8 protein-coding genes and 1 pseudogene are annotated in these 13,257 nt (G+C 36.4%); 6 read left to right on the plus strand and 3 right to left on the minus strand.

What is annotated here, in order from left to right; all coding sequences use genetic code 11:
* Positions 1–182: 182 nt before the first annotated feature.
* The 4 genes from ACFFIX_RS10350 (at position 183) to ACFFIX_RS10365 (ending at position 10,489) form a co-directional block, all read left to right on the plus strand.
* Positions 183–5,000 carry a protein NO VEIN domain-containing protein gene (locus ACFFIX_RS10350; protein WP_378933495.1) on the plus strand — a complete coding sequence of 1,606 codons (4,818 nt, stop codon included), beginning with the start codon at positions 183–185 and terminating at the stop codon, positions 4,998–5,000.
* Positions 5,001–6,927: 1,927 nt separating this feature from the next.
* A complete protein-coding gene (locus ACFFIX_RS10355; RefSeq protein WP_378933497.1) occupies positions 6,928–8,064 on the plus strand; it encodes a DNA cytosine methyltransferase in 1,137 nt (378 codons plus the stop codon).
* Positions 8,036–9,418, plus strand: a complete 1,383-nt coding sequence (locus ACFFIX_RS10360) for a protein NO VEIN domain-containing protein (RefSeq protein WP_378933499.1) — start codon at positions 8,036–8,038, stop codon at positions 9,416–9,418. The genes ACFFIX_RS10355 and ACFFIX_RS10360 overlap by 29 nt, the downstream gene beginning before the upstream one ends.
* 12 nt (positions 9,419–9,430) lie before the next feature.
* Positions 9,431–10,489 (plus strand): DNA cytosine methyltransferase, encoded by a 1,059-nt coding sequence (locus tag ACFFIX_RS10365; RefSeq protein ID WP_378933502.1) that lies wholly within the window; start codon positions 9,431–9,433, stop codon positions 10,487–10,489.
* Between the two features lie 109 nt (positions 10,490–10,598).
* On the opposite strand, the pseudogene ACFFIX_RS10370 reads toward ACFFIX_RS10365, so the two are convergent.
* From ACFFIX_RS10370 to ACFFIX_RS10380, 3 genes and pseudogenes are all read right to left on the minus strand, one after another.
* Positions 10,599–10,782: pseudogene (locus ACFFIX_RS10370) on the minus strand (transposase); the annotation flags it as partial.
* Entirely contained in the window at positions 10,698–10,967 is a 270-nt protein-coding gene (locus ACFFIX_RS10375) for a hypothetical protein (protein WP_378933505.1), read from the minus strand. The pseudogene ACFFIX_RS10370 and the gene ACFFIX_RS10375, both read right to left, overlap by 85 nt.
* A 73-nt stretch (positions 10,968–11,040) precedes the next feature.
* The gene (locus tag ACFFIX_RS10380) at positions 11,041–11,199 is read right to left on the minus strand and encodes a hypothetical protein (protein WP_378933507.1); all 159 of its coding nucleotides are present in this window, start codon (positions 11,197–11,199) and stop codon (positions 11,041–11,043) included.
* Positions 11,200–11,648: 449 nt separating this feature from the next.
* Here ACFFIX_RS10380 and ACFFIX_RS10385 point away from each other — a divergent pair, with 449 nt between their 5' ends.
* Positions 11,649–11,972 (plus strand): pyrophosphohydrolase domain-containing protein, encoded by a 324-nt coding sequence (locus ACFFIX_RS10385; protein ID WP_378933510.1) that lies wholly within the window; start codon positions 11,649–11,651, stop codon positions 11,970–11,972.
* Between the two features lie 33 nt (positions 11,973–12,005).
* On the plus strand, positions 12,006–13,001 hold the full coding sequence (locus ACFFIX_RS10390; protein ID WP_378933513.1) for an HNH endonuclease: 996 nt from the start codon (positions 12,006–12,008) through the stop codon (positions 12,999–13,001).
* Positions 13,002–13,257: the final 256 nt, after the last annotated feature.

Consider the following 13,257-nt stretch of genomic DNA (forward strand, 5'->3'; position numbering starts at 1 on the left):
ATTGAGTCGAATAGTACGAGTAATTGTAAAACGAGGAGAATGGCAGAATGGAAGTTGAAAAAAAGCATTCTAAAGAAGAAGCCTATCTTTAACAGAAATATAAAAACGATAATGAGAGATCTCTAAGAAACATTATATGGGTCATGTTAAAACTAAAATAATAAAAGGAGGAAAATGATATAATGATTGATCAGCGTAATGATAAATTGCTTGTGATGAAAAATTTCATTGATCATGAGCTCAAGAATATTAGACATACATACATCCAAACACCCGCGCGCATCGTCAGTGACTATAACAACGAAGTCGAAAAAATGAAAGATTATAACGGGCGACAGCTACTAGAGATGCTGCAGAATGCAGACGACGAGTCGGAAAGTGCCATCGACAAGACCGCCTATATCGAATTGACAGATACACACCTTATAATCGCAAACAATGGCAACCCTTTCTCGGAGGGCGGCGTACAATCGTTACTGTATTCCTATCTTAGCCCTAAGTCAACGCAACAGAACAAGATTGGCCACAAAGGTACGGGTTTCCGCTCCGTGCTTAGCTGGGCGAACAGCATCTATATCAAAAGCGAAGGATTGTCCATTGAGTTCTCTCGTGCCAATGCAATAACCTACTTGGAACGTCTCGTGGACGAGCATCCCGAGATCCTGCACTTGCTCTCAAGCAAAACGAACGAACCACACCCAATTGCGACTTTGCTTACACCTCAATGGAATCCTAATGACTACGAACGGTTTAACCTTTATGACACGTACATTGTATTGTCCATAAAAGAAGAAGTGAAAGTGGATATACAAGAGCAAATCAACAACATTGAGATGGAAGTCCTGCTTTTCCTTCAACATTTAGAGCGTATCATCATTCGAAGCGCTGACCGAAATATTGTGATAACTAAAAAAATACTAGTGAATGGTCAAGTACATATTATGTTGGAAGAAGACGGCACTATTATCCGGGAGAAGACTTGGAAGTTGCGTAAGCGAACAGGAGTTTACGATAATAAAAATTATGAGGTGAAATTAGCGTATTCTGAGGAGTTGGATGATCATAACCATTTACTTTATTCCTTTTTTAAAACTAATGTAAGACTACCCTTCCCAGCCGTCATGCACGGCACATTCGAATTAACCGGAAACAGAAACCATTTAACCGAATCGCCAGCCAATGCTCACGTACTAGATGAACTAATCCAGTTGATGATTGATACCGCCCTAGAAATTGCCGACAGCTCGACGATCGTTTCCTGGGATGCTTTGAAGCTTCTAGCCTTTGACGAGAATATGGACCAGAACCTTATCAACATGAAATTCGATCAGAAACTGATTCAAAAAATTAAGGAGAACAAGCTATTTCCCGTTATTACTGGTGAATACGTATCTTATAAAGATAAGCCTGTATTCTACCAAAATCCCTATGCAGAATTCCTTCCCGTAGAGAATTTTCCTGGATTGACGTTGTACACAGACGATGAGAATCTTCTGATGTTAATAGGACAGTTGAAACTATTCAGGTATGATGCAAAGTACATGTTCTCAGTACTAAGCAAAGTGTCAAAGCAATGGAAGATGGAGCATAGAGCCAAATGCATCCACTATCTTCTCCAGGATTACAAGAACCGATTTGAAGATGAAGAAAACAGGAAGTTACTGCGCATCTTTATCGATCAGCATGGAGAACAGGTTGCCGCTGACGCTGAACTATTCCTTCCACCAGAGAATCGTCAACTACAAGTGCCGAGCTATGTCAATATTCGATTTTTACACGAAGGTTTATATAAAGCTTTGCTAAAGGAGTGCAACGTTCCGGGCGCCCGTGCCCTTGCTTATACGTTGGCAGTATTTGATGTTCAGGAATATAACTTTGAAAGCGTTCTTCGTAAAGCTGTCGCCCAGACCAGGGTATTTGCTCTCAACGAGAAATCTAAAAAGAAAATCTACATTAGCGAACTTCTTACCTTTCTGTATAATCTCTACCAAACTCGAAAGAACAACGAGACATTCCCTTCGGGAGTCAACGTACCATTGCTGAACCGTTTTCGGAAAGTCATTAATACCAGCGAACTTTATTTTGGAAGGGAGTACGACGGGAGTATCACTGAGCAGTTGTTAGGGCCTGTCGACAAAGGTCTCTTCATAGGGTCTCCCAAGACACTGGGGCTAGAGCAACATAATGAGTTAGAGCTCAAGCGATTTTTGTCATGGATCGGAGTAGCCGAATATCCTCGATTTTCTAAAAAGCGCTTGCGGGAAGCGGAATATGAACGGAATTTGTACCAAAATATTCCCTATCCGATCACACTTGAAGGAGAGATGTTTCCTTACTTCGACGATCTCTGGAGCGTTAAGTCCGGACGTAGTGTGATGCAAGTGGAAACCGTAGACCGGTTAGACGACATTCTAGCCAAGGCTCCATTTGCGTCGATTTTGATTTGGCTCCTTAAAGACCCGCACGCACGAGAGTTAATAATGGAAGGTAAGGAGTTGGACAGCGGCTCGCATGTCAATGTCCCCATTCAAAATAAGCGTAACCCCCGGCGTCTAAGGGCTGACCAGATGAAATCCTACTTTTTATGGAAATTACAAACGAGTCGCTGGATTGAGAATGTAAGAGGGGAAAAGGTTGATACACATTTCTGCTGCTTATCAAAGACGTTTGGTTCCGACTTTTCTCCATTAATCGAAGTTCCGGCATTTGACGTTTATCGGGAGCCATTGTCCACGGCTAACATCTTAGCAGAAGAAGTGGAAGCACTTTTGCTAAAGCTCGGGATTGGCCATGATTTTCGGAATTTAACGACGGAGACGATCTATAGGATACTCTTGAAACTTCCCGATATTGATCCCCAAGGAACTAAAGCAAGGGGTATTTATAAACAAATCATAATGAGTAAGTCCAAGGTCGATGAGAAGAGTCCAACTTATGTCCGCTTTATGGAAGAAGGTAAGGTGCTCGTCAACCTTAAAGGGGAGAAAACGTACTGTCCTGTCTCGGAAGCCTTTTATGTAGAGAATCGCACCTTTTCTGAGGATATCATGAATAAATTCCCGGTACTTGACCTTGAACGAAGGTCCGGCAATCAGCTGGTTAGAAACTTACTGGGCGTCCAGCCTCTGGTTGGCCTTCGGTTCAAATTAACCGACCAACCCGAGATACATCATTTAAACGAAAAATTCCAGCTTGATCTTGAAGCCTTTAAGCCGTTCGTCTATGCATATCGTCTCGATAAGGATAACAAACATAACGAACTCAATCGAATCAAGAAGCTACGTATTTCTATTTGTACAGATATCCGTGCTTCTTACGTTCATCTAAATCAGGAATATACTTTCTTTATTAAAGATTACGAGTATATCGCCCTGGAAAAGGGTTACCATATCTATCTGAAGTTACCGAAGGACGAGCATAACCATATCAATGACCTTCGGGAGAATTTCCTGTTCAATGAGGCCATCGCCGAGATTTTAGCAGGAGTACTCAGAGTGGAAGAAAACCGCAAAGACTACCGTGAGTTGTTTTCCAAGAAAACAGCACAGCGTGAAGAGCTTCTACGGCGGGAGCTAGACGACGAGCAGTTAAGCAAGCTTCAGAAGGCTAGGACCTATTTGGGGATTACGACAGATCCTACACGCAATTTTTGGATGGCTATGCTTCGTGCTGCCAAGGTAAACATTACGGCTTTAGACTTCGAGAGCGAAGACACATTCATCTTTTCGGTGGCCGTCGCGTTTAAACTTGACCTCGAATATCTTCATCAGATATGGCCGAAACTCGACTACGAGGAACCGGGTTCGGAAAATAGTGCTCCGCTACTGATTCCTCTATTGCTCGTTATTGGCATTGATACGGCAGATTTCAATGCGTATGCAACGATTGAAGCCGACTTAACCAGTTACTATCGGACAGAGCTTGATCGGTTAAAGATGGAGTACAGTGGAATCTTTCTTTCGCTCCTATACAAACGACTGATTACAATTGAAGAGCAAGAACAGCGACGTTTCATCGAGTTAAGGGACCGATATGCCTACTTCGAGGATTTCAAAATTCATAACTCAGTTAATTATGATGTTCACTCAATGTTTGCAACTTTCCTGTCGGAACAATTTGCAATTAAACTCATCAAGCTTGAAGAAACTAAACGAATCGATCTGCAATCCATTTATTTTAGTAATGAGCAGACCTTATTTAATGAACTCCAAAAGTACAACGTGACCAATGCTCAATTCGAAGATTTCGTGGGGAAACCCGAGGTAGGAAGCCTCCTATATTTCGACCGAGTAACCGATCTAGTAAACGACTATCTTCGTTCTATTAAGTCGGCAAATTCAAGCACTTCCGGTGAAACGTCATCCAACACAACTTCATCATCAGGAGCGATGGAAGAAACATCTGACGGTTACTCGGTTTTGTTCAAGAAGGTTCAGCAGGTATCTCTTGACAAACGTATTACGACGATGAGAACATCAAAAATCGAGAAGACACCTAATGGAAGTTCTAAAAGAAATGGACAAAATAGCAGAGTTTCCCCTAATCCTAACCAAGCGGCTAAAGATAAAACTGGATTTCTCGGAGAGGCTCACGTATATTTGGCTCTCTGTAAGGAATATGGCAAGGAAAACGTCGAGTGGGTATCTGAGAACGCTCGCAGAGCCAAAGTCAACGAATACGGGAACGATGGAGAGAAACACGATCTGCGTTATATGAATAAAAGGGGCCAATTGAAATACGTGGAAGTTAAGTCTAGCACGGGTCATGATATGTTATTCCATATTAGCAAGGAAGAAGTGACCTTTGGTGAACTGAAGAAAGACGCCTATGAAGTTTTTTTTGTACTGAATGTCTACTCGGAGGATTGTAGGATTCGGCGTATACCCGGGCTTTTTAAATATGCACGAGAAGAATCTTTTAACCAAAACCCACGTTTCAATGTAGAGAACCGGAATTTCGTCATTCGGTTTCAAGAAACTGAAAGACCCAATAAGAATTAGGATTTAATTTGCATGTTTATATTTGTGTCAAAAGTATTAATAAGCATTTGTGGATCGAATGAGTGCATTACCGCAGTATCATTCCTATTAAAACCAGCTATCAATGCTCGGCAAATTAGGTTCGTTACTGGGATGGCGGTTATTTAAATCTTTTGATTATTGCAAGGTGTTATTAAGGTGAACACCAACTACATCGTTACTTACATTTTGTCTATATTCAGCATTCCAGACATACCGAGTGTGTGGGTGAATTGAGTGAAATAGAACACACCCTACCTTCATCTCAATAAATATTTATTACAATTGAATTAATAGACTATCTTTGCATAAATAAACATTGCAACCCCGAATTACTGGACATAATAGACTCTATTTATGCAAAAACAATGTATAACAAATAGGTTAGAAAATTGACAGGGAAGGGGTCGTGGATTCGAATCCCTCACTGGTCATCAAACTCGAGAGGCTGAAATCCTTGATACATCAAGGGTTACAGCCTTTTTTAGTTTTTCTTTCCTTTGTTTCCTTCAGAAGTTTGAATTGCTAACATTTTGCTAACATACTTTATTAACTGCATTGTGGAAGATGTCAGCCACTTCATTATCATTATTAGGCATTTTATGGGCGTAAATTTCCAACGTGATTTTTGAGTTGGCGTGCCCCAGTCGAGTTGATACCTTGACAATATCTACTCCCTCAGAAATCAAGATACACAAGGGATGAACGGCATTTAATTACAAATATTTGTCAACTTGTAATTGGATTTGTAATTGCTCAATCCGTTGGTGCGTATAGGTTCAAGTCTATTTAATTACAAAATTACAAGTTTATTGTATATATATATTTAAAAAAAGAAATACAGAAATACAATTTCTATAATGTTATATATTTATGTACATAAAGCATTTGTAACTTGTAATTTTGTAATTTACGTTAGGGAGACACTTGTGGCAGTAGTAATCATTAAGATGACAAATGTACAAAAAACTTGTAATCACTTGTAAGTGTAGATATGTAAAACCAGTATAAACCATTGGAACATAAGCATTTGTGATCATTACAAAACTTGTAATTGATGTTTGAAATCGGGATACACTATATAGTTTTTAAAGAACAAGTTATGGTTTTAACAAAGCAGGGTCGCTTTATAACCCTTCTTCACAGGAGGGTGGAGCGATAGCGAAGCCCTTTATTTATAAAAAAGAAAAAGACACAAAAAAGCTTTGGTATACGCAAATCACTGAGAAAAACTCAATACAAATAGAAAATGAAATAAACCCTTATAGTAATTTGGAATTTGGTTTATTATCAAAAATAAACAATTAATTTATAATTAGATCTCTCTCTTCCTTTTTATTTATTATTATACATTTAATAAAAAAGAATGCCTGGGGCTGAAATACGCCAAGGCAGAAAAACAAATTGTTAGATCTATTCTTGTATTTTTTTGATTTGATAAACTCAATAGCCTTGTTTTATTTTAATGGTAAGGTCTTCATAGTCATTAGGTATAGAACTTTTAAATTGTATCACCTATTCTATATGTTTTTTGCAAAGTAATAGTTCTTACAAAAAAGAATACTTTCAGCCATACAACCCTTATAGACTCGTTGTGTCTCGTAAAATAAAGATGGGAAAATAATAGCCTATCTATTATAAAAAGTTTGATATTCCGGATTTTTATTATCTAAATGATTACTAATATTAATAGAGTATACTTAAGTATCCAATGGGCGGAAAATTTCTATCCTTTTATGCTTGCCAGTAATTGCATTAAAAAATCATATGTCTAAATGACAAATAATAAGTTATAATTGACTTCACGAACGTATTTTCGTATATAAGTAAATACGATACAGATTGAAGATAAAGCTATGATATAATGGAAAATACATTTCTATACTATAATACTAATAGGTGATTATTAATGGTAGATAAAAAGCATAATATACTAGATCTCTTTTCTGGTTGTGGCGGATTTTCTTTAGGATTTGAACAAGCTGGGTTTAATGTTTCTTTAGGAGTAGATATATGGAGTGATGCCTTGAGAACATATAAAGAAAATCACCAAAATACAGAAACTTTGGAAGCTGATTTATCCGAAGTTAGCCCTGAAGATTTATTGTCCAGGGTGGGATTGAAAAAGGAAGATATTTCGGTAATTATTGGGGGTCCACCTTGTCAGGGTTTTTCTCTTTCTGGAAAGCGGGAAATTAACGACCCAAGGAATAAATTATATCAAGCCTTTGTAAATACGGTTGATTATATAAAGCCAAAGATTTTTGTTATGGAAAATGTTCCTGGTTTAGTGAGGCTTTTTAAGGGATTGGCAAAAGATCAGATTTTACAGGAGTTTGAAAAGGTTGGATATAATGTTTCTTACAAAATACTAACTGCGGCTGACTATGGTGTACCCCAAACAAGGAAAAGGGTTTTTTTCGTTGGGTTAAGAAAAGATCTTTTTCCATTTCCTTTTGATTACTTTGAGTTCCCTCAACCTACACATGGTCCTGATGGAACTAGACCATATATAACAAGTAAGGAAGCTATTGATGATCTTCCTCTTTATAATGATAATGAACAAGTTGAAGATTCGATGCCTTATTCAATTACTCCAAGTAATGAATACCAGAAATTGATGAGAGAAAAAAGTAATGCAATATTTAACCACATTCCTACTATTCATAAAGAACAAACTAGAAACATTATTGCAATGGTTCCAGATGGCGGAAATTACAAAGACCTGCCAAAAGAATTATGGGAGACAAGAAAAGTTAATATTGCTTGGACAAGAATGGATAGTAAAAAACCGTGTTTTACAATAGACACAGGACATAACCATCACTTTCATTATTTAGCTAATAGGGTTCCAACTTGTCGGGAATCTGCTAGAATCCAATCCTTCCCTGATGACTTTATTTTCAAAGGCACAAAAACAAGCCAGTTAAAACAAGTTGGGAATGCGGTTCCTCCACTACTTTCAAAAGCTCTAGCCAATAAGGTAATGGAACTATTGGAAATGGAGGCTATCAATAATGACATACAATCCTGCCAGACAGTTTAGATGCACCATAATTCGAGGAAAAGCTAAAAACGCTCTTGATAATTTACTTCCTGCATATGCCAAGATCATTTCGGATATTTGTCCCAGTCCAAAAGATCAATTTGCGTTACAGTTTAACGAAAGATTATCAGAAATACTAGGTGAAAGTGTCGAAAAAACATTAAACAACCATAGGACTGAAATTGCTGGTAAGTTTTTTGGAATGTATTACGAGGATGTTCACGGTACAATTATTTCATCAGATAGAACCGAAAAGTATCTGGAAGATTCTGATCAACCTGCTTTTTTTAAAGACATTTGTTTTAAATTTCAATTTCCTAATGGAATGGATAAAAGTGAAAATGTAATAGAAAAGTTTAGTAACGGTGTATCTATTAGGCAATTTCCATACATTTTAAAACTCTTAGTATTAAGTGAGCAAAGAGGTTTAAGATTAACTAAGGATGAAATTGGCTATTATGTATTAAATTCTTTAGATGTGCTAAGTGGGAGAGTTGATCCATCGGTTGTACTCGATTTTATTACTTCAGATCGCAATGCTGGAATCAAAAAAAAGGTTACAGTAACTGGAAAGGCTTCATCTTATTCGATGCAACATATTAATGAACAACTGAATTATCTTGAATTAGCAAATTTAATAAGAATTGATAACAAGATAATTTCTTTGAACCATAGGGAAAATGAGACAATAAGTTTTATGTCTGACTATTGGAATAAGGATCCAGAATTTAATGTGGGCGGTTATAATTTAAAAGATTCCGTCCAACGGAAACAATTTTATTTCGATTGGCAATTATTTTATTCTAGTTTAAATAAGGAATTGAAATTCACTACATCTGTAGATTCTCTGAATATTAAAGTTCAACCTAGTGGTAATGGTACTAGTGTTATTGTGGACACAAATTTAATAGGAGAAGAAGGGGAAAACTTTGTTCTTCAATTTGAAAAGAATCGTGTTTCTTCTTTTGATCATCGTTTAGTAAGAAAAGTAATATATCTTGGTAAGACTAGAGGATTGGGTTTCGATATTCAATCAGTGATCGCTGAACCAGGTGAATATTCCGAGTTTGTTAAATATATCGAGGTCAAGACAACAAAAAGGGTTACAGTACCAGATCCTAGAGATCCAAGTTGGATAGATACAGTTAACCTTACTAGAAATGAATGGGTTGCAGCTGCTCAACACAGAAAGTATTATTCAATATACAGGGTGTATTTAACCCCGGAGAACGTAACTATTTTTACTATAAATGACCCATATACAAAAGATGAAGAAGGAACTATAAGATGTAAACCAATAAATTACCGTTTAGACTTTACCAACTCGAGTATTGATTCAGTTTTAAGCAGTTAGGAGGTATTTGATTTGAAAGTAGTTTCATTGTTTGCCGGTTGTGGTGGCGGTGATTTAGGAATACAAGGCGGGTTCGAATTTCTAGGCAAATATTACGAAGCTCTTCCTTTTAATATTGTTTTAGCAAACGATATTGATAAAAAAGCTTTAAATACTTATTCTGAAAATTTCGGTTCAAGACATATTATTTGCAAAGATGTACGAGAGCTTGATACAAAGGAACTTCCTGCTAATTTTGACGTGCTTTTAGGTGGATTTCCTTGTCAATCCTTCAGTACAGTTAATCCAACAAAAGATCCTTATGATGACCGTGCAAACTTGTATCGTGATATGGTAAGAGTTCTTACCGAAACCAAGCCTAAATTTTTTATCGCAGAAAATGTTAAAGGTTTTTTGACCCTAAAAAAAGGAGCAATATTTAAACGCGTGTCTGAGGAATTTGAAAAGGCCGGCTATATTATTTCTCATAGATTAATTAATTCTGCTGATTTTGGAGTTCCACAGAAGAGAGAAAGAGTGTTTATTGTAGGAGTTAGAAAGGATCTAAAGAGGGGATATTTTTTTCCTCAAGTAACTCACTCACAATTAGACGAAGACAATAAGTATAAGTGGGAACCTTTAAATAAAGTGATTGATAGTCTTGTTCCTGAAAATCCAAAGTATTATTTTTCACAACGTGCGGTTGATGGTATGAAGAGGGCGAAAAATAATATGAAGCGAGGCTTATATCAAGATCTAAATGGGCCTTGTCTTACAATTACGAGCCATCTAGCAAAGGTCAGCTTAAATTCAAGAGATCCTGTGTTGTTGGTTGATCCAGAAAAGGAACTTTACAGAAGATTTACACCAAGAGAAGCAGCACGGATTCAATCTTTTCCTGACTCCTTTGAATTTGTAGGTTCAGAAGCTGATGCATATCGTCAAATCGGCAACGCAATTGCACCAGTAGTAATGTGGCACATTGCTAAGAGCCTTATTGGCCAATTCGGAAGTGAGCAAATTGCAAATCAAGATTCAATTCCTATGAAACAAAATAATGGACAACTAGAGTTCTCAGTTTCAAATGAATAAAAATAAGATTGCTATATGCAATCTTTCAGACCGTCGACAAACCCCTCCTTAAACTGCAGGTTTAAAGAGGGGTTTGTGCTATTTATAGATAAAATTCTTATAAATTAATTTAGACATGGCGTAAGCCCCATGTCCAATTTGCCATTTAGGTTCATGGCAGCAAAAGTAAGCATCGAGTGCATTGAAACTTTTTTATGACCTCTAAGAGTCATCCAAAGCATACCATGCTTTTCTTTTGCATCAGCAAAAACTCTTTCAATTGATTCTTTACGCTTGGCATACAGAACTTTATTTTGATTTCACCACTAATTGATCTAGTTGCGACCATTTCAATTTTATTTCTACCATCTTCTAAGTGTTTTGATAACATGACAATCCCCCACAAAATGTTCATTTCATCTTTAATATACAAAAAAAGCTTGTAGACAGGGTCTATTTCATAGACTTTGTCTACAAGCTGAAAGATTGCTATATGCAATCTTTTTTTGTCTTTTTTATTACTTCACCAAGTTGCTTTCTCGGTTGTTTTCTTTTATCTTTAGTATTTGCTTTTATTTTTTTATAACGTCGGACTCCAATTTATTTAAACCATTCATAACACTATCAATAATTCTGTAAGCACTAATCATCTTTTTAACTTCAATTATAGTTACCCCTTCTTTTTCAAGTTCTTTCCCAAACTCAACCCATTTTGTAAAATCATCTTTCATTTTAATTTCCCCCCGCTGTTCATGAATTATTGAATTAGCATTGTAACAAGAATTAGAGTTAAAAGTTTTCAAAATATCAATATTACATTTTGACTCATTCATTCCATTTTTATTAAAAAGGCCTGGAGTTAGTAAATAAAATAAACACTATTGAATTATTTAAATTATCATTTAAGCAAAAACAACGAAAAGACTAGCCCACCCTGACATTTGGCAATGAGGGAAGTGAACTAGTCCATGTTTAACTGCCTCGGTCATCACACTTTTAAATCTCGGAGTATCTGAAACAAGGAAGACGGTCGGTATTCAAGCACCAATCGTCTTTTTAGTATATGTTTTTACTGTTATAATAAACCAATAAAGGATCATATTCAAGCAATCAATTATAGTTTAATCTAGCATAACTCTCTAAAAAATAGGGGTTAATCATTATTAGGAGAATAAAAATCATGCCCATTTACAACAAACTCGTTCGCGATAAAATACCGAAAATCATTGAATCAACTGGGAAAAAATTTTCTGTAATTCAATTAGACAAAGAACAATACATAAAAGAACTTAAGAAAAAGAGACTCGAAGAGCTAGATGAGTATGATAATGCGGCAAATAATGAAGAGGCTTTAGAGGAACTTGCAGACCTACTTGAAGTACTTTCTGCACTCGCTGCCACTCACGGTTCATCACTAGAAGAAATAGAGAAGATTCGTCAGGAAAAAGCTGCTACTAGAGGTGGGTTTCAAGAAAAGATCTTCTTAATAGAAGTTGAAGATTGAAAATGACCTAAAAGACCGCTCCAGGGGGGAACTATGAGCCATAAACTTCAAGTGGGTGAAATGAAAGCTTCCTATCTTACAGAAAAAGAGATATGGGGACATTTTAATTATATCTTTTCATCCAAATCTAAGAATTCAACTACATATAAATTTGTACTAATAAAGTCTTTGTTAGAAAATCTGTACAATGTGAATGCAAAGCTCGAACTAAATTATTTTCAACTGTTCAGTAGCTTCGCAAGAATATACTGGAATTTGGTTATACACCATGATCTAAACCAGATTAACATGATTGGCAAGAAAGCCGAAGTTCAAACCATTTTACTAAAGGTGAAGGATGAGAATTCGGTTCCTAATTCACTGGTTTTTGATAAGCTCTCAGATGAGCTACAGCTTAAGATTATTAACAGAGTCAAGAGTAAGTGTAAGCTGAATGTAATGGGAGCCATTTATGGTGATACTGGACACACAATTTATGACTTCGACAATAAGAAGGACATAATTAAAATAAATCCATCTTATTATGCGTTTATGCAACGATTTCAACGTGTCTTAACTTATCTAACTAACTACCAATTGGCTTTGTTTTTAGAAAAGTTTAATGACCAAGGAAATACGACCAATATCTTAATTAAAGTTGAGAATGTGTCAAAACGATCATCTCTGGCTCCATTCTATCAAGTTTTAGCAGCGATTTATGATAATAGTTGTTTCTATTGTGGAAAATCAATCAAGGCTAAAAATCAAGTTCATCTCGATCATTTTATACCGTGGAGCTTTGTTCAAGCAGATCAATTATGGAATCTCGTTATTTCTTGTGTTACATGCAATTTATCTAAAAATGATAAATTAGCAAAAGACGTTTATCTTAGTGCACTTATTGATCGCAATGAACAGCTACTATCCAGCCCTAAAGTTCTTCAAAGAGATGATATGCAAGTATATACGAACAAAAAACTTAAAGAGCTTTATGAGTATTCGATAGAGAATGGATTTACTGATTTTTGGGTTCCGATAAGGGCGATTTAAATTAAAATGGTGCGATTGTTGATTACAATCATGCGGTACTGAATGTTATCCCAAAGTTATCAACCCACGTTATTGGAAGATCAATTGAAGATGTGATCGCTGAGAACGAGCAACTAGGTGCAATTATCAGTCAACAGCAGGAATGCGATTATGAGATGGGTGTAGATGGAGCAATGATGCACTATCATATCTGATTTTCATTTATTCGGAATAAAAGCGACATAGATATAAGAAAGATTAATACATTTGAAGATGT

The sequence above is a fragment of the Metabacillus herbersteinensis genome (genome assembly GCF_042433335.1).
Lineage (GTDB): Bacteria > Bacillota > Bacilli > Bacillales > Bacillaceae > Metabacillus > Metabacillus herbersteinensis.